Origin of the sequence: Roseomonas sp. AR75, assembly GCF_005222815.1 — a bacterium.
Taxonomy (GTDB): domain Bacteria; phylum Pseudomonadota; class Alphaproteobacteria; order Acetobacterales; family Acetobacteraceae; genus Falsiroseomonas.
Genome location: NZ_STGB01000006.1, coordinates 717,544 through 737,121, shown reverse-complemented (window position 1 = coordinate 737,121; position 19,578 = coordinate 717,544). Strand labels below are relative to the sequence as shown.

Annotated in this window: 17 protein-coding genes, 1 tRNA gene and 1 riboswitch; of the genes, 12 read left to right on the top strand and 6 right to left on the bottom strand. The window is 71.7% G+C overall.

Annotation, left to right across the window (positions count from 1 at the left end; genetic code table 11):
- Positions 1–24: 24 nt before the first annotated feature.
- Positions 25–1,050 carry a hypothetical protein gene (locus E4T13_RS28045; RefSeq protein ID WP_137181634.1) on the top strand — a complete coding sequence of 342 codons (1,026 nt, stop codon included), beginning with the start codon at positions 25–27 and terminating at the stop codon, positions 1,048–1,050.
- On the top strand, positions 1,001–4,096 hold the full coding sequence (locus E4T13_RS28040) for a caspase family protein (RefSeq protein WP_170985298.1): 3,096 nt from the start codon (positions 1,001–1,003) through the stop codon (positions 4,094–4,096). The genes E4T13_RS28045 and E4T13_RS28040 overlap by 50 nt, the downstream gene beginning before the upstream one ends.
- Here E4T13_RS28040 and E4T13_RS30115 read toward each other — a convergent pair whose 3' ends face one another.
- Complete coding sequence (locus E4T13_RS30115; protein ID WP_170985226.1) at positions 4,097–4,249, bottom strand: hypothetical protein; 153 nt, start codon at positions 4,247–4,249, stop codon at positions 4,097–4,099.
- A 44-nt stretch (positions 4,250–4,293) separates the two neighbouring features.
- On the opposite strand from E4T13_RS30115, the gene E4T13_RS28035 reads away from it, so the two are divergent.
- The 5 genes from E4T13_RS28035 (at position 4,294) to E4T13_RS28015 (ending at position 10,184) form a co-directional block, all read left to right on the top strand.
- A complete protein-coding gene (locus E4T13_RS28035; RefSeq protein WP_137181632.1) occupies positions 4,294–5,274 on the top strand; it encodes a tripartite tricarboxylate transporter substrate binding protein in 981 nt (326 codons plus the stop codon).
- A gap of 5 nt (positions 5,275–5,279) precedes the next feature.
- On the top strand, positions 5,280–6,983 hold the full coding sequence (locus tag E4T13_RS28030; protein ID WP_137181631.1) for a gamma-glutamyltransferase family protein: 1,704 nt from the start codon (positions 5,280–5,282) through the stop codon (positions 6,981–6,983).
- Between the two features lie 69 nt (positions 6,984–7,052).
- Positions 7,053–8,630: an ABC transporter substrate-binding protein gene (locus tag E4T13_RS28025; protein WP_206030322.1), complete on the top strand. Its 1,578-nt coding sequence runs from the start codon at positions 7,053–7,055 to the stop codon at positions 8,628–8,630.
- Positions 8,627–9,385 carry an SDR family NAD(P)-dependent oxidoreductase gene (locus tag E4T13_RS28020; RefSeq protein WP_137181629.1) on the top strand — a complete coding sequence of 253 codons (759 nt, stop codon included), beginning with the start codon at positions 8,627–8,629 and terminating at the stop codon, positions 9,383–9,385. Before E4T13_RS28025 ends, E4T13_RS28020 begins: the two co-directional genes overlap by 4 nt.
- A gap of 13 nt (positions 9,386–9,398) precedes the next feature.
- Positions 9,399–10,184: an N-acyl homoserine lactonase family protein gene (locus tag E4T13_RS28015; RefSeq protein WP_137181628.1), complete on the top strand. Its 786-nt coding sequence runs from the start codon at positions 9,399–9,401 to the stop codon at positions 10,182–10,184.
- A 43-nt stretch (positions 10,185–10,227) separates the two neighbouring features.
- Here the strand turns inward: E4T13_RS28015 and E4T13_RS28010 are convergent.
- Positions 10,228–10,313: transfer RNA gene (locus E4T13_RS28010), tRNA-Leu, on the bottom strand.
- A gap of 153 nt (positions 10,314–10,466) precedes the next feature.
- Here E4T13_RS28010 and E4T13_RS28005 point away from each other — a divergent pair.
- The 3 genes from E4T13_RS28005 (at position 10,467) to E4T13_RS27995 (ending at position 12,858) form a co-directional block, all read left to right on the top strand.
- Positions 10,467–10,673, top strand: a complete 207-nt coding sequence (locus E4T13_RS28005) for a hypothetical protein (protein WP_137181627.1) — start codon at positions 10,467–10,469, stop codon at positions 10,671–10,673.
- Positions 10,674–10,750: 77 nt separating this feature from the next.
- Positions 10,751–11,473: a trehalose-phosphatase gene (gene otsB, locus E4T13_RS28000; protein ID WP_137181626.1), complete on the top strand. Its 723-nt coding sequence runs from the start codon at positions 10,751–10,753 to the stop codon at positions 11,471–11,473.
- Positions 11,470–12,858, top strand: coding sequence for a trehalose-6-phosphate synthase (locus E4T13_RS27995; protein ID WP_137181625.1), 1,389 nt, complete (start codon positions 11,470–11,472; stop codon positions 12,856–12,858). Before otsB ends, E4T13_RS27995 begins: the two co-directional genes overlap by 4 nt.
- 42 nt (positions 12,859–12,900) lie before the next feature.
- Here E4T13_RS27995 and E4T13_RS27990 read toward each other — a convergent pair whose 3' ends face one another.
- The 4 genes from E4T13_RS27990 to E4T13_RS27975 all read right to left on the bottom strand — a co-directional run bounded on the left by E4T13_RS27990 (position 12,901) and on the right by E4T13_RS27975 (position 17,684).
- Complete coding sequence (locus tag E4T13_RS27990; protein ID WP_137181624.1) at positions 12,901–14,868, bottom strand: TonB-dependent siderophore receptor; 1,968 nt, start codon at positions 14,866–14,868, stop codon at positions 12,901–12,903.
- Between the two features lie 90 nt (positions 14,869–14,958).
- A riboswitch (cobalamin riboswitch) is annotated at positions 14,959–15,179 on the bottom strand.
- Positions 15,180–15,215: 36 nt separating this feature from the next.
- Positions 15,216–15,848 carry an exopolysaccharide biosynthesis protein gene (locus E4T13_RS27985; RefSeq protein WP_137181623.1) on the bottom strand — a complete coding sequence of 211 codons (633 nt, stop codon included), beginning with the start codon at positions 15,846–15,848 and terminating at the stop codon, positions 15,216–15,218.
- Between the two features lie 19 nt (positions 15,849–15,867).
- Complete coding sequence (locus E4T13_RS27980) at positions 15,868–16,461, bottom strand: exopolysaccharide biosynthesis protein (RefSeq protein ID WP_256370484.1); 594 nt, start codon at positions 16,459–16,461, stop codon at positions 15,868–15,870.
- 245 nt (positions 16,462–16,706) lie between these two features.
- The gene (locus tag E4T13_RS27975; RefSeq protein ID WP_137181621.1) at positions 16,707–17,684 is read right to left on the bottom strand and encodes a tripartite tricarboxylate transporter substrate binding protein; all 978 of its coding nucleotides are present in this window, start codon (positions 17,682–17,684) and stop codon (positions 16,707–16,709) included.
- Positions 17,685–17,752: 68 nt separating this feature from the next.
- On the opposite strand from E4T13_RS27975, the gene E4T13_RS27970 reads away from it, so the two are divergent.
- Positions 17,753–18,394 carry a DUF1194 domain-containing protein gene (locus E4T13_RS27970; protein ID WP_137181620.1) on the top strand — a complete coding sequence of 214 codons (642 nt, stop codon included), beginning with the start codon at positions 17,753–17,755 and terminating at the stop codon, positions 18,392–18,394.
- Between the two features lie 30 nt (positions 18,395–18,424).
- Positions 18,425–19,540 carry a 2-aminoethylphosphonate--pyruvate transaminase gene (locus E4T13_RS27965; RefSeq protein ID WP_137181619.1) on the top strand — a complete coding sequence of 372 codons (1,116 nt, stop codon included), beginning with the start codon at positions 18,425–18,427 and terminating at the stop codon, positions 19,538–19,540.
- Positions 19,541–19,578: the final 38 nt, after the last annotated feature.

The window sequence follows — 19,578 nt, the reverse complement described above, 5'->3', positions numbered from 1 at the left end:
CCGGTCCGACCCACGCGGGGTGTCATGCTGAATCGTTTCCGCCGCGCAGTCGCGCTGACCACCTCCGCGGCCATCCTGGCCGGCTGCGTCTCGACGCGCGACGCACGCATCGGCGCCGATGACGGCAGCGACCCCTGTCGGGCGCAGGTCGTCGCGCTGGATTCGACCGGCAACTACTTCGCCGAGGACATCGTGCGCGGCGCAGCGATCGGCGCGGTGGGCGGCGCCGTGCTTGGCGGGCTCCTCGCAGCCGCCACCGGGCAGCGCGGCAGCGGCATCGCGGCCGGGGCTGGCATCGGCGCGCTGGCCGGCGGGCTTGCCGGCGGCGCCACCGGATATTTCCAGGCGCGGCAGCAGCAGGCATCCGACCAGGCCTCGCTCAACGCCAGCATCGCCGGCGACCTCGCGAACGAGAATGCGCAGATCGACCGCACGCAGCTTGCCTTCAATCAGCTGATGGATTGCCGCTTCGGCACCGCGCAGCGCATCCGCACCGCCTACCGCGACGGCACCATGACCCGCCCGCAGGCCGAGGCGTCGATGGCGCAGGTGCGCGCCCTGACGCAGCGGGACATCCAATCCGCCCAGGCGATCAACGGCCAGATCAGCAAGCGCGGCACCGAATTCGACACCGCCATCGAGAATGTCGCCCCCGGCACCAAGGCGCAGGTGCAGCTTGCCGGCGCCTCGGTCGGCCGTGTCGTGCCGGTGCAGACCCGCACGACGGTGCCGCTGAAACTGCGCCCCGACCCGTCGGCGCCCGAGATCGCGCGCGTGAACCCGCGGGAGCGCGTGACGCTGCAGCCCGCGACCGGCGGTTTCGCGCTGGTCGAGGCGCCCGGCGGCGTCCGCGGCTACGCTCCGGCCAGCGCCTTCCCCGAGGCACGCAACCTTGGCAGCCCCGCGCTGGAGGTCACCGCGGTGACGGCCGGGAATGATGTGCGCTCCCTCGCCGCCAGCAACATCGCGCGGCGCGACAACTTCACCGAGAGCGTCAGCAATGCAGAGCGGGCCGTGCAGGGCCAGGGCTTCGAACTCGCCGCGAGCTGAGCTGCACGCCGCGGCGATCACGCGGCGCGCGCTGTTCGGCTCCGCGGCCTGGATCGCCGGCGGCTTCGTCCCCGCGGCGCTGGCCCAGCCCGCATCGCGCGCAACAGGCGGGGAGCCGCCGCAGCAGGCCTTCCTGCGCATCGAGGCCGCGGCGCACACCGCGCCCGTCGCGCGGCTGGCAACCGACGCGGCGGGACGTCTGCTCGCCAGCGTGTCGGACGACAAGACGCTCCGCCTGTGGGACCTGCCGGATGGCACGCCGCGCGGCGTGCTGCGCGTGCCCATCGCACCGGAAGGGGAGGGCGAGCTCTACGCCGTTGCGTTGTCGCCGGATGGCAGCCGCGCCTTCGCCGCCGGCTTCACCGCCGCCGCCTGGGACGGCGCCTTCGCGATCTACGTCTTCGATGTGCAGCGCGGCGTACTGATCGCGCGACTGCCCGGCCTGCCCGCGCCGGTGCAGCATCTCGCGGTCTCGCCGGATGGCGGCATGCTGGCCGCGGCGCTCGGCGGACGGGCGGGCATCAGGATCTGGAACGCGACGAATGGCCGCCTCGCCTGGGAAGATGCGGGCTATGCCGCCTCCGCGCGCATGCTGGCCTTCGATGCGACCGGCGCGCGGCTCGCCGCGACCGGCGCGGATGGCAAGGTGCGGGTCCATCGCGCGGCGGATGGCCGGAAGCTGGCGGAAGGCGTGCCCGTCCAGGGCGCCCGCCCCTTCGGCCTGGCCTGGTCGCCCGATGGCGCGCTGCTCGCCGTCGGTTTCGAGGACCGGCTGCGCGTGGAAGTACTGGCCGCCGCCGACCTTCGCCTGGTCTTTGCGCCCGATACCACCGGCCTCGCCGGGGAGGGCCTGCCCGCCGTCGCCTGGGCGGCCGATGGCCGTGGCGGCGTGCAGCTTCACGCGGCCGGCTATGCGCGGCGCCCCGAAGCGAGCCGCACCGCGGCCGCCACGACGCGCGCCGCGCCACGCGGCCAGCGCGGCATCGCCAGCCTGCCCGGCAGCGCCGGTGCGGGCGGCGGGGAGGAGCGGCGCGACTTCGTCATCCGCCGCTGGCAGGATTTCGGCCTCGGCCCCGCCACCGACATCCCCGCCGCGCGCGACGCCATTGCGCATCTGCTGGCGCTGCCGCATGGCGGCGGCGTCGCCTATGCCGCGGCAGATCCGGGCTGGGGCAGGTTGGGGCCGGATGGCGCGCTGGCCTTCGCGCCGCGCCCGCCCGGCGCGGATTTCCGCAACACCGGCGCGACGCTGGCCCTCTCGCCGGACGGCCTCAAGCTGCGTATCGCGCTGCGGCCGGATGCCCAGCCGATCGTCTTCGACGCCGGTACGGGGCGCCTGCTGCCACCTGGCACTTCCACGGATTTCGTGACCGCGGCGCCAAGCGGCGTCGGCAAGCTGCAGGTCGCGGCCGACTGGCGAAACTCCAACCGCCCGCGGCTGGGCAACGTGCCGCTGCGCCTGGGCGAGGGCGAGTTCGCGCGCAGCCTGGCGCTGCTGCCGGGCGACCGCGGCATCCTGCTCGGCAGCGACAACCATCTGCGCCTCTATGACGCCGGCGGCCAGCCGCGCGCCGCGCTGGCGCTGCCGGGCGCCGCCTGGGGCCTCGCCGTCGCCGGCGATGTCGCGGTTGCCGCGCTCGGCGACGGCACGTTGCGCTGGTACCGTCTGGCCGGCGAGGACATCGCCGAGCAGGCCGCGCTGTTCATCCACGCGCAGACGTTGCGCTGGGTGCTCTGGACGCCGGAAGGGCTGTTCGACCACGCGCCCTATGGCGGCCAGGAACTCGTCGGGCTGCATCTCAACCGCGGCCGCAACCAGACGCCGGAATGGGCGAGCTTCCGCCAGGCCTATCGCGCGCTCTACGCGCCCGCCGCCGTGCATGCGCGGATCGCCGGCGATGCGAAGCCCGGCCTCGCGCGGCTGGCGGAACTCGGCGAGATCCGTGCGCGGCTCGGCCGCCTGCCGCAGCTTGCGCCGGGCAGCCTCTGCGCCGTGACGCCGGAGGGCTGCGCGGCGCTTGCCTGGGACACGCGCAGCCTGCCGGAGGGCGCGACGACACTACGCCTCGGCCTGACCGCGACGGATCGCGGCCTCGGCCTCGGCCCGCTCGACGTGCTTGTGAACGACCGGCTGGCGGCGCGGGTGGAGGCAGCGACGCGGGGCGAGACCCTCGTCGAGGTCGCGTTGGATCCGGGCCCGAACCGCATCGCGACCCGCCTGCATGACGAGGACCGCGCGGTCTTCGCCGAAGGCCCGGTGCTGGATCTGCGCCGCGCCGGCGCGCCGCAGGCGCCGGCCGGCGCGGCGCGGCTGGTGGTGCTGGCCATCGGCGTCAACGCCTATGCCAATCCCGCGATGAACCTGCGCTTTGCCGTGCCGGATGCGGAGACGGTGACGGACACGCTGCGCCGCCAGGCGCAGGGCCTGTTCAGCGAGGTGCGGAGCACCGTGCTGCGCGATGCGGAGGCGACGCGCGACGGCATCCTGGCGGCGCTGGACGCGGCTGCGCGCGATGCCGCGCCGGGCGACACCTTCGTGCTGTACCTCGCCGGGCATGGCGTGCGCACGGAGCCGGACAACCGCTTCCTGTTCCTGCCGCACGATACTGCCGATCTGTCGAGCTGGGGCACGCTGCGGCGGCAGGGGATCGAGGACACCACGCTGGTCTCCGCCCTGTCGCGCATCCGCGCGCGCGACGCCTTCCTGCTGCTCGACACATGCCATGCCGGGCAGCTCACGGTGGACCAGCTCTCCGCGCTGGGAAACGAGACCGGGCGCTTCCTGCTGGCGGCGAGCACCAGCGTGCAGGAGGCGCTGGACAGCTACGACGACCGCAACGGCGTCTTCGCCTATGCGCTGCGCGAAGGCCTGCAGGGCCGCGCCGCGGTGGATGGCGAGGGGCGCGTCAGCGCGCTGGCGCTGGGCGAATGGGTGATGCGCCGCGTGCCGCAGCTCGCGGCGGAAAAGCGGCACCGGCAGGATGCGGTGTTCCGCACGGCGCAACGCGACCTGCGCAGCTTCCCGCTTGCGCAGGTGCGCCGCTGATCAGCGGAAGCCGACGAAGCCGAGGATCGCGAGCACGATCACCGCCGCGCCGATGATGTAGACGATGCCGTTCATGCGCGCCCTGCCCTGCTGCGCGGCGTCAACGGCAACGGGCCGGCGCGGTTGCGTCCCTGGCGGGCGGTTGACGGTCACCGCCCTGTTGGCGGCATGATCCTGCGCGCTTCCCGAGGTGACCCATGCCAGCCGCCCTCCGCCGCCGCCCCGTTCTCCTCGCGCTCGGTGCGCTCGCCGCGCCCGGTTCCGTTCATGCCCAGTCGGATTTCCCGACGCGCCCGATCCGCATGATCGTGCCCTCCGCCGCCGGGTCCGGGCAGGACATCCTGGGCCGCGTCGTGGCGCAGCGCCTGGCTGAGCTGTGGGGCCAGCCCGTGGTGGTGGAGAACCGCGTCGGCGCCGGCGGCACCATCGGCAGCGACCTGATCGCGAAGGCGCCGAAGGATGGCTACACGATCGGCGTCATCAACTCCTCCTCCATGGCGATCTCGCCGGCGCTTCTGCCGAGCGTGCCCTATGATCCGCTGACCTCCTTCACGCCGCTCGGCCTCGGCGCGTCGAACGACTGCGCGCTGGCGGTGAAGCAGGATTCGCCCTTCCGCAGCGTGGCTGATGTCGTCGCCGCGGCGAAGGCGCGGCCGGGGCAGCTCACCTGGGCGTCGGCGGGCAGCGGCACCTCCACCCACATGGCGGGGGAGCTGTTCCGGCTGGAGGCCGGGGTGGACATCGTGCACGTGCCCTATCGCGGCAGCCCCGCGGCGTTGACGGCGCTGCTCGGCGGCCAGGTGGACATGCTGTTCAACACGATCAACTCCCTGCTGGCGGCGGTGCGCAACGACCAGATCCGCGCGCTCGCCACCACCGGACGCTCCCGTGATCCGCTGCTGCCGCAGGTGCCGAGCTTCGTGGAAGCCGGCTTCGCGCGCTACGAGGCGAGCGGCTGGCTCGGCTTCGCCGGCCCCGCCGGGCTGCCGCCGGAGATCCTGCGCAAGCTCAGCGACGGCATCCGGCAGGTGACGCAGAGCGAACCCTTCCAGCAGACGATGATCACCGCGGGCATGCGGCCGCAAAGCTCCACCGCGCCGGAATTCCGCGACTACATGGCGGTGGAGATCGGCCGCTGGGCGGACATCGCGCGGCGGTCCGGCGCGAAGATGGATTGAGGCCGATGCGCACCACGCGGCCCACCATCTCCGGCACGCGCCACGCCGTCTCCGCGGGGCACTACCTGGCCTCGGCCGCCGCCTTCTCGGTGCTGGAGGGCGGCGGCAATGCGGTGGATGCGGCGGCGGCTGCGGGCATCGCACTGGGCGTGCTGCACCCGGACATCGTCAGCGTCGCCGGCGTCGCACCGATCCTGATCCGGCTGGCGGATGGGCGCGTGGAGACCATCGCCGGCCTCGGCCCCTGGCCCATGTCCATCCCGCGCGACCTCTTTCGTGAGTCGCATGGCGGCAAGATGCCGCCGGGGGTCCTGCGCACGGTGGTGCCGGCGGCACCCGATGCGTGGATCACCGCGCTGCGCCGGCACGGCACGATGGGCTTCGGAGACGTGGCACAGTATGCGCTGCGCTTCGCCGCGGAAGGCTTCGCCGTCTATGACGTGCTGGCCAACAACATCGCGAAGAACGAAGCCGGCTATCGCCGCTGGCCGTACAACGCCGCGATCTTCCTGCCCGGCGGCGAGTTGCCGAAGGTCGGCCAGAAATTCGTGCAGTCCGACCTGGCGAAATCCCTGCGCTACATGATCGAGCAGGAGCGCGCCGCGCTCTCGGGCGGCCGGGAGGCCGGGCTGCAGGCGGCGCATGATGCCTTCTACCGCGGCGACATCGCGCGCGAGATCACACGCTTCCAGGCGCAGGAGGGCGGCTTCCTGACGATGGCGGACATGGCGTCCTATCGCTCGCCGGTGGAGCCCGCACTGTCAGTGGTGTGGCGGGGCAACCGTCTCTTCACCTGCGGCCCCTGGTGCCAGGGGCCGACGCTGGCGCAGGCGCTGCTGCTGGTGGAGCGCGCCGGGCTGGACGGGCTGGCGCACAACACGCCCGACTACCTCCACCTGATCGCCGAATGCCTGAAGGCGGCCTTCGCCGACCGCGAATACCACGTGGGTGATCCCGCCTTCGTGGACGTACCGATGACGGAGATGCTTTCCGACGCACATGTCGCGCGCCGCGTCGCGGGCATCGACCGGCAGCGCGCGCATCCGGGCATGCCGGAACGGCTTATCGGTGCCGGGCCGGCGGCGGCCGATGCGCCCTCGCGCGAACACGAGCCGCCGGTCGAGGCCGGCACCTCCTATGTCTGCGTGATCGATCGCTGGGGCAACGCGGTCTCCGCCACGCCATCGGACGGATCCTGGACCGGGCCGCTGGTGACGGGGACGGGGCTGATGGTGTCGGGACGCGGATCGCAGAACCGCACCGACCCCGCGCATCCCGCCGGCTACGCGCCCGGCAAGCGCCCGCGGCTGACGCCGATGCCGGCGCTGATGGAACTTGCCGATGGCGGCGTGATGCCCTTCGGCACGCCGGGCAACGACGTGCAGCCGCAGGCGATGCTGCAGGTGCTGCTGAACCTGCTGCATTTCGGCATGAGCCCGCAGGAGGCGGTGGAGGCGCCGCGCGTCGCCACCTATGCCTTCCCGTCGTCGTCCTCGCCGCATGACTACTTCCCCGGGCGGCTTGCGCTGGAAGGGCGCATCGGCGCGGAGGTGAAGACAGCGCTCGCTGCACGCGGCCACGTCATCGCCGACTGGCCCGAATGGACCGCGCTGGCCGGCTGCGTGGAACTGATCCGCAGCGATCCCGCGAGCGGGTTGCTGAATGCCGCGGCCGATCCGCGCCGGCCCGCGGCGGCGATCGCCATCTAGCCCGGTTGCGCCGGGCGCGCAGACGCGCCTAGGCTCCGACGCTGTTCGGGAGATTGGCTGATGTTCGGCATGCGCACACTTCGCGCCCTGACCCTTGCTGCCGGCCTGTTCGCCGCCTCGCAGGGCTTTGCGCAGACGCTCACCATCGGCGTGCGCGCCGGGCCGGAATCCATCGATCCGCATTTCAGCGCGCTCGGCGTGCATGTGGAGGCGCTGAAGCACATCTACGACACGCTGGTGCGCGCGGACGAGAATCTGCAGGTGCAGCCCGCGCTGGCGGAATCCTGGAGCGCCGTCGGGCCGACCACCTGGGAGTTCCGGCTGCGCCGCGGGGTCAAGTTCCACGACGGCTCCGACTTCACCGCCGAGGACGTGCGCTTCTCGATCGAACGCATCCCCGGCGTCACCGGCCCGAACCCCGCCACGCTCTACACGCGCCGGATCCAGGGCGTGCAGGTGGTGGACCCCTACACGATCCGCCTGACCACCGCGGAGCCCGCGCCGACGCTGCCGAATGACCTGGTGCGCCTGCTGGTCGTCTCCTCGCGCGCCGCCGCCAACACCACGCGGGAGACGGCGAGCGAGGCGTTCAATTCCGGCCGCGCCGCCATCGGCACCGGCCCCTATCGCTACGTGTCCTGGACACCGCGGCAGGAGCTGGTGCTGGAACGCTTCGATGGCTATTGGGGCGGCGCGCAGCCCTGGCAGCGCGTGGTGCGACGCGAGATCTCCAACGACGCCGCACGCACCGCGCAGCTTCTGGCGCGGCAGGTGGACATGATCAGTCGCGTCACCGCGTCGGACGTGCAGACACTGCAGCGCAACCAGCGCCTTGCGGTGCCGACGCAGGAGACGATCTTCGTCTTCCTGATGGATTTCGACCTGCGCGAGCGGACGCCGCAGGTCAGCGCGAAGGACGGCTCGCCGCTCGCCAGCAATCCGTTCCGCGACCCGCGCGTGCGGGAGGCGATCGACCTCGCCATCGACCGCCGGGCGCTGTCGGAGATCGCGATGGAAGGCATGGGCGCGCCGGCGACCCAGATCGTCTCGCGCGGCATCTTCGGCTACGATCCCGCGATCCCCGAGGTGCGGCCGAACCTCGCGCGTGCACGCCAGCTGCTGGCCGAAGCCGGCCTGCCGAACGGCTTCCGCTTCACGCTGAGCTTCACCGCGGACCGCCTGCCGGGCGACCGCGAGGTGGGCACCGCGCTGGTGCAGATGCTGGCGCGCATCGGCATCGAGGTGCAGCCGGCGGCGATGCCGGTGGCGGTGCTGTTCTCGGCGCGTCCGCGCGGCGAGCTCTCCGCCACCATGGCGGGCTGGGGCACGATCACCGGCGAGGCATACTACACCTATTCCGCCATCGCGCATTCCGCCGACGCCGCGCGGCGCCTCGGCCAGTTCAACTGGCGCGGCTACGCGAACCCGCGCGTGGATGCGCTGGTGGAGCAGGCCGGGTCGGAACTGGACCAGGGCAAGCGGCGCGAGCAGTTGATGGAAGCCGCGCGCCTGTTCACCGCCGACCGGGCCACGCTGCCGCTCACGGTCATCAAGTACGCCTGGGCCGTGTGGCGCGACCGCGCGACCATCGTGCGCCTGCGCACGGATGAGGAGACGCTGGCGATGGATGTCGTCCCGGCGCAATGAGCCTGTTCGCCAACACCGTGCTGGTCACCGGCGCGGACAGCCACGGCATCGGCCGCGCCGTCGCGCTCGGCCTGGCGAAGGCGGGCGCCGATGTCGCGGTTCATTGGTATCGCGACCGCGCGAAGGCGGACGACCTGGCTGCGCAGATCGCGGCACTCGGCCGGCGCGCGGTGCTGGTACATGCCGACATGGGCGACGCCGCCGCCGCGCGTGCGGCGGTGGTGCAGGCGGACGAGGCGCTCGGCGGCCTCGGCATCCTCGTCTGCAACGCCGCGCATATCCAGCGGAAGCCCTTTCTCGAGATCACCGATGCCGACTGGGATGCGGTGCATGGCGTGAACCTGCGCGGCTACTTCGCCTGCGCGCAGACCGCCGCGCAGCGCATGGTCCGGCGAGGGGGCGGCGGGCGGATCGTCATGGTCTCCTCGATCAACCAGGCGCATGCCAGCCCGGACCTCGCGCATTACGTCGCCTCGAAGGGCGGCGTCATGATGCTGGCGCGGAGCATGGCGCTGGAACTCGCGCCGCACGGGATCACCGTGAACTGCGTCGCGCCCGGCACGATAGAGACCGACATCAACCGCCACATGCTCGCCGACGCCGAGTTCCGCGCGCGCAAGCTGGCGCCGGTGCCTTTGGCCCGCGCCGGCACGCCGGAGGATGTGGCGGGCGCGGTGGTGTATCTCGCCGGGAAAGGCGCGGGCTATGTCACCGGCTCCACCATCACCGTCGATGGCGGCCTCACCATCGCCTGAACGGGAAGCACCGATGTCCGATCCCGAGGTCAACGAGGTCTACGCCGTCCGCTTCGCGCATCACGCCGCGCGGACGCGCGCCGAGAACTTCCTCGGCGGCGACCCGCATGACGCGCCGATGCCCTTCGACTATTTCGTCTTCGTCGTGCGCGGGCCGTCCGGCACCGTGGTGGTGGATACGGGCTTCGACGCGAAGGTGGCGGCGAAGCGCGGCCGGCAGCATCTGCGCTGCCCGACCGAGGGGCTGCGTTGCCTCGGCATCGCGCCGGACGCCGTGGACGACGTGGTGCTGACCCATCTGCACTACGACCATTGCGGCAACCAGCACCTGTTCCCGCGCGCCCGCTTCCACCTGCAGGCCGCCGAGATGGCCTACGCCACAGGGCCCTGCATGTGTCACGCCGTGCTGCGCGGCGGCTACGACCCCGACGACATCGCGGCGACGGTGCGCAAGCTGTTCGAGGGCGGGCTCACCTATCACGACGGCGACGGCGCGCTGCGGCCGGGCATCACGGTGCATCGCGTCGGCGGCCACACCGACGGCCAGCAGGTGGTGCGCGTCTGGACCCGCCAGGGCTGGCTGGTGCTTGCCTCCGACGCCACGCATTTCTTCGAGAATTTCGAACGCAACCTGCCCTTCCCGTGGGTCTACCACGTGGGCGCAACGCTCGACGGCTTCCGGCGGCTACGCTCGCTGGCGAGTGCGGAGACGCTGGTGATCCCGGGCCACGACCCCGAGATCATGGCGCGCTTCCCCACTGTGAAGGGCGCCGAGGGGATCGCGGTGCGGCTGGATTGATGCGCCGCGCTGGCCAAACTGCGCCGTCCGGAATGTTGCAGCCTGGTGCCCCCGGGGAGATTCGAACTCCCACACCCTCTCGGGCGAGCGATTTTGAGTCGCCTGCGTCTACCGTTCCGCCACAGGGGCTGCGGCGCGAGTCCTACGATGGATCGCGACGCTGGGAAACGGGGCGCCCCGGCGGACCGTCGCTCGCGTTTTCGTGTAGACGCGGCCGCATGATAGGTATACGATTTTTGCCTCGTTCCCCCGCCGCCACGCCCTGACGCCGGACATTCCGCCGTGAAGCAGTATTTTGCGGTGCTCGACGCCGCGCCCCGCGCCTTCGCCATTTCCGTCGCCTGGCTGATCGCGGCGCAGATCCTGGCGCTGCTGGCCTGGGGCTTCGGCCTGATGACGCGCGATTCCGCGCTCGTGCACTGGGTCCTGCTTGGCGTGCTGCCGCCGGCCATGGCGCTCGCGCGGGCATCGGTACCGCCATCGCGCTGACACGATTACGCCCGGATCTGGGCACAAAGTCGCGAGCGGTCCCCCACATCCGGCCGGTTGCTGCTATGTAACGCGGCATGAACGCTCACCCGATCGCCCTCGACCGGGCAGCGCTCTTCCTCGACTTCGACGGCACGCTCGTCGAGATCGCCCCCCGGCCGGAGGCGGTGGTGATCCCGCCCGCCCTGCCGGGGCTGCTGCGTCGCCTGGCGACGCGCCTGGAAGGTGCGCTGGCCATTGTCTCGGGCCGGCCGCTGGCCGAGCTCGATTCCTTCCTGAAAGTGCCCCTGGCCATGGCTGGCGAGCATGGCGCTGTCCTCCGCGCGGCCCCTGATTCGCGCGCCGAGCGCATGCCACTGCCCGCCCCGCCGCCGGACTGGCAGCGCCAGGCGAAGGCGCTGGCCGCCCGCTTCCCCGGCGCGCTGGTGGAGCCCAAGGCGCATGGCTTCGTGCTGCATTTCCGCGAGGCACCCGAAGCCGGCGCACCCGGCCGCGACCTGATCGAGGGCCTGCTGGCGGATGCCGACGACTTCGTCCTCATGCCCGCGCATATGGCGTGGGAGGTGAAGCCGCGCGCTGTCTCCAAGGCCTCGGCCGTGCAACGGCTGATGGCGCGCGCGCCCTTCGCGGGACGCATCCCCGTCTTCATTGGCGACGACGTCACGGACGAGGCCGGGATGGAGGCCGCGCGCAGCTTCGGCGGGCGCGGCCTGCGCCTGCAGGAGGCGTTCGGCACGCCCGCCGCGCTGCGCGAGTGGCTGGCCAGGCTCGACGCCCCGGCGGAGGCCACCGCCCGATGAGCCGCCTCGTCATCGTCGCCAACCGCGTGCCCGACCCGCGTGAGCGCGGCGCCACCGCCGGCGGGCTGGCCGTCGCGCTGAAGGACGCCTTGCAGCGGCGCGATGCGCTGTGGTTCGGCTGGTCCGGCGCCACCGTCGCAGAGCCCGCCGCCGCGCCCACGGAACAGCGCAAGGGCCGCGTCACCTACGCCACGCTCGATCTCAGCGAGGAGGACTACCGGCACTATTATCTCGGCTTCGCCAACGGCGCGCTCTGGCCCGTGCTGCACTACCGGCTCGGCATCGCGAAATTCGCGCGCGAGGACTGGGAGGGCTATCGCCGCGTGAATGCGGCTTTCGCCGCCGCGCTCGCGCCGATGCTGCGGCCCGACGACACGATCTGGGTGCACGACTTCCATCTGTTCCTGCTGGCGGCGGAACTGCGCGCGCTGGGCTGCCGGCAGAAGATCGGGTTCTTCCTGCATGTGCCCTTCCCGCCGCGCTCCGTGATCATGGGCATGCCGAAGGCCGAGGCGATCCTGGCAGCGATGGGCGCGCATGACGCGATCGGCGTGCAGACCGACGACGACGCGGAGAACCTGCGCGGCGCGCTGTTCGGCATCGGTGAGCAGGACGCGGCGGCGCGGGTCGGCACCTTCGCCATCGGCATCGACGCCGCAGGCTTCGCGAACCTCGCCGCGCGCCGCTTCCGCACGAAGGAGGTGGACCAGCTGCGCGCTTCCCTGGCCGGCCGCGCGTTGGCCATCGGCATCGACCGGCTCGACTACACGAAGGGGCTGCCGCAGCGGATCGCCGGCTTCGGCAAGCTGCTGCAGCGCTTCCCACGGCATCGGTCCAACGTCACCTTCCTGCAGGTGGCGCCGGTCAGCCGCGGCGATGTCGCCAGCTATCGCGCGCTGCGCCGCGAGCTGGACGAGAGCGTCGGCCGCATCAACGGCCAGTATGCCGAGCCCGATTGGGGACCGATCCGCTACATCACCCGCGCGGTCGCGCGGCCGACGCTGGCCGGCTACATGCGGCTGGCGAAGATCGGCCTGGTCACGCCGCTGCGCGACGGCATGAACCTGGTGGCGAAGGAGTACGTCGCGGCGCAGGACCCGGAGGATCCCGGCGTGCTGGTGCTGTCGCGCTTCGCCGGCGCCTCCGGCGAGCTGGAAGGTGCGCTGCTGGTCAACCCGATGGATCCCGACGACATCGCGGAAGCGCTCGACGTCGCGCTCACCATGCCGGCAGATGAGCGGCAGGCCCGCTGGAAGCCGATGGATGCGGCGGTGCGCGCGAACAACGCGTCGGCCTGGTGCCGCCAGTTCCTGACCGCGCTGGAAGGCAGCGAGAGCGCGGCGGAAAGCGCGGCGGAAAGCAGTGCGCGGCGCCGCGCTGCGTAGTCGGCCACCCTCCCCCGCATTGCGGGGGAGGGGACAGCAGGATCAGAAGACGAAGCGAACGCCAGCAAGCGCGGTGCGGCCGGGCAGCACGAAGCCGTTGGCGGGCTCGTAGCGGCTGTTGGTCAGGTTGCTGCCCTGCGCGAACACGCTGATCCGCTCCGTCGCGCGGAATGTCGCAGTGAGGTTCCAGATCATGCCGGACTTGTTGTAGTCGGGCACCGGCACGGAAGCGCCGGTGTTGCGATAGCTCGCGAAGGCGCCCTCCGGCGAGGCGCCGGTGAACAGCACTTCCGGCACCACCACGAAGCGGTCCCAGGCGATGCGCGCATTCGCCGTCGCCACGTTGCGCGGCCGCCGCGGCAGCGGATTGCCGTTGTCGTCCTGCGCCTCGGTGATGGTCCAGGCGCCGTAGAGCTCCAGCCAAGCGGCGGGACGCAGCGTGAGATACAGCTCCGCGCCCTGCGCCGACGCCGTATCGATGTTCTCCAGCGTGGAGAAGGCGGCGTTGAAGTTGATGAGGTTGTTGAACTCCGTGCGGAACCAGGTGGCGCCGGCGGTGGCGAAGGCGCTGTTGCCGAAGGCGGGGATGTCGGATTCCATGCCGACTTCCCAGCTGAAGCTGTCCTCCGGCCGCAGGTCCGGATTGCCGCGGAAGGTCGTGCCGATGCGCCCGAAGCGCTGGTAGAGCGAGGGCGCCTTGAAGGCCGTGCCGGCCGAGGCGATCAGCCGCGAATTGATCTCGGGCAGCGCCAGCGTGCCGCCGAGCCGCCAGGCGGTGAAGCCGTCATAGTCCTCGGCCTCCTCCTGCGCGATGCCGGCCTGCACGTCGAGCCGCTCGAACAGCCGCGCCTGGAACCCGACATTGAAGGTGTTCTGGCGTGCGCTGGCGTCGGTGGTGGTCTGGAAGGGCTGCGCGCCGCTGCGGCTGTCGGTCGATTCCAGCGCATGCACCACGCCGAAGGTCAGCGCCACGTCGCGCAGCGCGCCGACCTCGCCGAACTGCACGATGTTGCCCCATTCATAGGTCTGGCGGTCGCCGCGGAACTGGTCGTCCGCGCTGACGGGCTGCAACGGGTCCGGCAGGTTCAGGTTGCGCCGGTTCGTGCCGACATAGGAAGCCCGCAGGCCCGTGGTCCAGATCCCGCCGATCACCGTCTCCGCCTGGAACTGGCCGTAGAGCATCCGGTCGGTGATCTCGTTGTTGGGATCGTCGCGCGGCACGTTGTCGAGGCTGGTCTGGTTCTCCCGCCAGCGCACGAGCCCCTGCACCAGGCTGTCCGCATCCGGGCGGAAGCCGAGCCGCGCGGTCGCCGCGGCGCCGCTGAATCCGTCGCGCTCGCCCGTGTTCGCGTTGAAGCGCGGCGCGGTGGCGTCGGCGCCGCGCGTGGACAGGCCCTCGCCCATCGCCAGCCAGTTCCAGCGTTCCGTCGTGCCGGCGCCGCCGATGTAGCCCGTCGCGGTGCGGTTGGTGCCGAGCGCCCCCTGGCCGAAACCCTGGAAGGGCGTGTTGGCCGGTGCGCGCCGCGTGATCATGTTGATGACCCCGCCGACGGCGCCGGAGCCGTAGAGCGAGGAGGCCGGGCCGCGCACCACCTCGATGCGCTCGATGTCGCCCAGCAGCTCGTTGCCGAAGTTGAAGGCGCCGTTCGGCTCGGAAGGGTCGTTCAGCGGCACGCCGTCCAGCAGCACCAGCACCTGGCGCGATGCCGCGCCGCGCACGAAGGCGCTGGCCTGCTGGCCGATGCCGCCGGTCTGCACCAGGCGCACACCGGGCACGGAGACCAGCGCATCGGCCAGCGTGCGATAGCCGCGCTCCTCGATGTCTTCGCGCGTGATGACAGTGACCGAGGCAGGCACGCGGTCCTGCGGCGTCGGGATGCGCGTGGCGGTGACGATGGTCTCGGGGATGGACTGGGTGAGCTGTTGGGCATGGGCAGGCCAGGACAGCGCGATGGCGCTGGAGAGAAGCAACAGGCGGCGCATCGGATCCTCCGTGCGGCGTGACGACATGCCCCGCACGGTTTCCCGCACGGGACGGCTGGCGTCGTCGCCACTGGCGGAGCCAAGCTCCGTTGCGCCGGTGCACCCCGCCCGGCACGCGCGGGACGTCTCTGCGCTGGCCGGTCTCCTGGCTCGCGGAGTGCCGGGGTGATGCACCCCGGGGTTCCTCCCGCCTTCTCGGGCCGCGTGCGGCCCAATGGCGTGTGGGGAGAAACGCTCCGCCTACAGTTGCGGGGGCAGCCGCGGACTTGTCGGCGAAGGCCCGACTTCACGCGTTCCCGTTTCAGCCCTTGCGGGCCACCTGCGCATGGATGCGATTAGATCACCGCGCGTGCGTCTGCGAAAGCCTGCACGGCTCAGAACAGCCAATGCAGCGCCTCGATGCCGAGCCAGGCGAGCACGCCCAGAACGACGGTGGCGAAGACGCAGCCCAGGATGGTCAGCACCACGCCGAGCCCCGCCACCTTGCTGTCATGCTCGATGAGGCCCAGCGCCATGACGATGTTGCCGAAGGCCGGCGGGCCGTTGGTGCCCGGCCCCGGCAGGATCAGCATGATCGCCACATAGGCCGTCAACCAGCCGATCAGCCGCTCGCCGAGCGGGCTGACGAAGAAGCCGGGGCGCGGCTTCACGAAGCGCTCGATGCGGCCGAGCCCCTTCGAAGAGGCGGAGGCCAGCCGCAGCAGGTCGGACCGCTTGATGCTCTGCCGCGCCAGGATCTTCGGCAGGCGCGGCGCCCGGAAGCCCAGGCCCATCTGGATGCCGATGATCAGCAGCGGCGTGCCGAAGACGCTTGCCATGCCCGGCAGCAGCCCCGGCAGCAGCAGCAGCAGCGAGAGGATGCCGTAGGCGCGGTCGCCGAACGCCTCTGCCATGGCGCCAAGGCTGATCCGCTCGCCGGGAAAGGCGGCGGCGACCTCGGCAATGATGCGCGAGATCGGTGCCGTGTCCTCGGCCTCGGGCCTGGCGTGGGCGTGGTCCAGTGTCATCGCGCCGCGGCAGACAGGGTCAGGGTAGTCCGAACAGCCAGTTGAACCCCGCGATCAGCGCATAGAAGACCGTCCCGATGATGGACAGGCCCAGGAAGCTGGCGACGATGCCGAAGGCCGCCCCGCCCAAGATGGTCAGCGTGTCCTCCTCCATCAAGCCGATCGCCATGATCAGGCAGGCGAGCGACGGCGGGCCGTTGGTGAAGGGCAGCGGCACGATCACGATCATGGACAGCCAGACGCCGTAGGCACCGATCAGCCGCTCGCCGACACGGCTGGTGACGAAGGAGGGGCGCGGCCGTACCCAGCGCTCGACCCGGCGGAGCCAGGGCGTCGCCTTCTCCGCGATCAGCAGCAGGTCGGTCCGCTTCATGGAGCGCGCGGTCAGGAAGCGCGGCAGCCTCGGTGCGGGAAGCCCCATCGCAAGCTGGGCACAGATGATCATCAGCGGGATGCCGAAGATCGGGCTGAGGCCGGGGATGTAGACCGGAAGCAGGTTCGGCAGGGCGAACAGCACGATCAGCACGCCGTAGCCGCGCGGGCCAAGCGCCTGCATCAGCGCGCCGAGCGTGACGCGCTCGGTGGGCCAACTTCTCGCGATACCGCAGACCAGTTCGGAGACGGGAATGGGGTGCTCGTCCGCATGCAGGGCATGCGGCGTCTGGCGCAGGCCGTCTATGGCGGACCCCTCCTCCTCGACACAGCCGGCTTGCCGCCGGTGAAGCTCCCCGACGGCGTACGTAGCATGAGCCGAGGCGGACCGACAGGGGCGGATTCACGCCCCCGTGAGGAAGGCGCCGCGTTTGCCTGTCCAGGGCGTAACCTGACCGTCGGCAGCGGGCGCGGCGGGGAAGCGGGTCAGACCGGCTGAAAGTTGGCGAGCCGCAGCAATTGCTGGCTGCGTTCGAAGTCGCGGGCGATGAAGGCGGCGAAGTCGGCACCGCTCTGGGCCATGGGCGTGATGCCGAGGGTCGCGACCCGGGCCGTCACATCCGGCTCGAACATGCCGACCTTCAGCACCTCCGCGATGCGGCCGGTGATCGCTTCCGGCACGCCGCGCGGACCCCACAGCGCCCACCAGGACTGGATGTCGAGGCCGGGCATCCCCGCCTCCGCCGCCGTCGGGATCTCCGGCGCCGCCGGGCTGCGCTGCGGCGCGGTGATGGCCAGCGCCTTCACCCGGCCCGAGCGCACCTGCGGCAGGGTGGCCAGGATCGGGTCGAACATGAGCTGGACGTTGCCAGCGACCACATCCGTCAATGCCGGCGCGGTGCCGCGATAGGAGGCCGCCGTCAGATCCCTGCCGACCTGGCGGATGAACTCGATCGTGGCGAGATGCCCCGCCGCACCGAGCGAGGAGACCGCGAAGGACCATTCCCGCGGATTGGCGCGCGCCGCGGCTACCACCTCCGCCAGCGTCGTCTGCGGCCGGTTCGGGCTCATCACCAGCAGCAGCGGGCCCTCGCCCACGCGGGTGACCGGCAGCAGGTCCGCCACGGGATCGTAGCCAGGGTTCTGCATCACCAGCCGCGCCAGGATCTGGATGCTGGCGGAGAACAGGAAGGTGTAGCCATCGGGCGCCGCCTGGGCGACCGCCTGGCCGCCGATCGCGCCGTTCGCGCCGGCGCGATTCTCCACCACGAAGGTCTGGCCGAGCTTCTCCTGCAGCTTCGCCGCAGTGACACGCGCCATGCCGTCCGTCGCGCCACCCGGCGTGAAGGGCACGATCACCCGCACCGGACGGTTCGGCCAGGCGCCCCCTTGGGCGCGCAGCGCCGGCGCGGCAAGCAGCCCGGCGCCGAAGGTAGCGGCCCCGATCAATCCGCGTCTGTCCATCTCTTTCGTCTCCGGAAGCTCTGCGAGTCCAATGGCGGCTTGACCCGCGCTTTGCAACAAGGCTCCGCATGCAGCCTGTGGACGTCGCCCTCTGCCTTGCCATGGATGTCTCGGCGAGCGTGGATTTCGAGGAGTTCGCGCTGATGGCCGGCGGCACCGCCGCGGCGCTGCGCGACCCCGGCGTGCTGGCGGCCGCCACGTCCGGCCCGCGCAGTGCGGCGGCGCTGTGCCTGCTGCTGTGGTCCGGTGTGGGCGAGCGCGACCTGGCGGTGGGCTGGACCCGGCTCGATGGCGCGGAAAGCGCCGCCGCGCTCGCTTATGCCATCGAGAACACACCCCGCCTGCCCCGCCCCGGCGCGACCGCGCTGGGCGAAGGCATGGAAGCGGGCCTCGCGCTGCTGGCGCGCGTGCCGGCCGATGCGGCGCGGCTGGTGCTGGATGTCTCGGGCGACGGCCGCCACAACCAGGGGCGCCCGCCAGGCCCGGTGCGCGATCTGGCCGTCGCCGCCGGCATCACCGTGAACGGCCTGGCGATCCTCAACGAGGAGCCGGACCTGCTGGATCACTACGCCGCCGAGGTCATCGGCGGGCCCGGCAGCTTCGCCATGAGCTGCGCCGACTACCCCGACTTCGCGGAAGCCATCCTGCGCAAGCTGCGGCGGGAGCTGACCGGCACGCTGGTTGCCGGCATGCCGCGGCCGGGCGCATAAGGCGCGCCCGCATTTGCCTCAGGTTCCGCCATGCTCCTGCTGATTCCCGGCCCCGTGCAGACCCGCCCCGAAGTGCGCGCCGTGATGGGCGACGACATCGCCCCCTGGGACGACGAGTTCAGGGCCGAATACGCGGGCATGCGCCCGCGCATCGTGAGGATTGCCGGCGGAACCGAGGGCGTGGATGTCGCGCTGCCGCTGCCCGGCTGCGGCCACATGATCGTGGAGGCGGCGGTGCGGACCTTCGTGCCCGCCGGGGGCAAGCTGCTGGTGGTGCGCAACGGCAACTACGCCGACCGCCTGGTGCGGCTGGCGACCGAGGCCGGGCGCGTCGTCGTCGCCCTTTCCGGCCCGGACACCGAGCCGATGGCGCCGGAGAAGCTTGCGCAGGCGCTGCGCGACAATCCCGATGTGAGCCATGTCGCGGTGATCGTCAGCGAGACGGGCAGCGGCATCGTCAACGATCCGAACATCCTCGGCTCGGTGATCCACGCCGCCGGCAAGCGGATGATCTGCGACGCAGTCTCGGGCTTCGGCGCGCTGCCCTTCAGGCTCTCCGAACATCCCGAATGCGACGTGGTGGTGTTCACCTCGAACAAGTGCCTGGAAGGACTGCCGGGCTTCGGCTTCGCGGTGGCGCCCATCGCGCGGCTGGAAGCCTGCGCGGGCAATGCCGGATCCTGGCTGCTCGACCTGCACGACGTCTATCGCCACGCCGTGGTGAATGGCTGGGGCAGCTTCCGCTTCACGCCGGCCGTGCAGGCGCTGCGCGCCTTCCGTATCGCGATGGACCTCTACGACGCGGAGGGCGGCCAGCCCGCCCGGCTCGCGCGCTACAGCCGGAACCGCGACGTGCTCTACGACGGCCTCGTCGCGCTGGGCTTCACGCCGTACGTGGAGCGCCGGCACCAGGGCCCGATCATCGTCAACGTCCACCAGCCGCGGCATCCCAACTGGGATTTCAAGCGCTTCATCAGCCTGATGAAGCAGCGCGGCGTGCTGATCAGCAATTTCTGGAACACCGAAACGCCGACCATCCGCATCGCCTGCATCGGCGCCATCACCGAGCACGACATGCGCTTCGCCCTGCGCCAGATCGAGGCCACCCTGGCGGAGATGGGCGTCAGCGTTCCAGCCGCGGCGTGAGGCTGCTGTTCGCGGGGGCTCTGCCCCCGTGCCCCCGC

What these genes read in the sequence shown, in the direction of transcription:
- E4T13_RS27985 (WP_137181623.1), bottom strand. Translation starts at nt 15,848, where the DNA reads ATGACACTGGACCACGCCCACGCCAGGCCCGAGGCCGAGGACACGGCA.
- E4T13_RS28045 (WP_137181634.1), top strand. Translation starts at nt 25, where the DNA reads ATGCTGAATCGTTTCCGCCGCGCAGTCGCGCTGACCACCTCCGCGGCC.
- E4T13_RS28015 (WP_137181628.1), top strand. Translation starts at nt 9,399, where the DNA reads ATGTCCGATCCCGAGGTCAACGAGGTCTACGCCGTCCGCTTCGCGCAT.
- E4T13_RS27975 (WP_137181621.1), bottom strand. Translation starts at nt 17,684, where the DNA reads ATGGACAGACGCGGATTGATCGGGGCCGCTACCTTCGGCGCCGGGCTG.
- E4T13_RS28040 (WP_170985298.1), top strand. Translation starts at nt 1,001, where the DNA reads ATGCAGAGCGGGCCGTGCAGGGCCAGGGCTTCGAACTCGCCGCGAGCT.
- E4T13_RS28035 (WP_137181632.1), top strand. Translation starts at nt 4,294, where the DNA reads ATGCCAGCCGCCCTCCGCCGCCGCCCCGTTCTCCTCGCGCTCGGTGCG.
- E4T13_RS27965 (WP_137181619.1), top strand. Translation starts at nt 18,425, where the DNA reads ATGCTCCTGCTGATTCCCGGCCCCGTGCAGACCCGCCCCGAAGTGCGC.
- E4T13_RS27995 (WP_137181625.1), top strand. Translation starts at nt 11,470, where the DNA reads ATGAGCCGCCTCGTCATCGTCGCCAACCGCGTGCCCGACCCGCGTGAG.
- E4T13_RS27970 (WP_137181620.1), top strand. Translation starts at nt 17,753, where the DNA reads ATGCAGCCTGTGGACGTCGCCCTCTGCCTTGCCATGGATGTCTCGGCG.
- E4T13_RS28025 (WP_206030322.1), top strand. Translation starts at nt 7,053, where the DNA reads ATGCGCACACTTCGCGCCCTGACCCTTGCTGCCGGCCTGTTCGCCGCC.
- E4T13_RS27990 (WP_137181624.1), bottom strand. Translation starts at nt 14,868, where the DNA reads ATGTCGTCACGCCGCACGGAGGATCCGATGCGCCGCCTGTTGCTTCTC.
- E4T13_RS28020 (WP_137181629.1), top strand. Translation starts at nt 8,627, where the DNA reads ATGAGCCTGTTCGCCAACACCGTGCTGGTCACCGGCGCGGACAGCCAC.
- otsB (WP_137181626.1), top strand. Translation starts at nt 10,751, where the DNA reads ATGAACGCTCACCCGATCGCCCTCGACCGGGCAGCGCTCTTCCTCGAC.
- E4T13_RS28030 (WP_137181631.1), top strand. Translation starts at nt 5,280, where the DNA reads ATGCGCACCACGCGGCCCACCATCTCCGGCACGCGCCACGCCGTCTCC.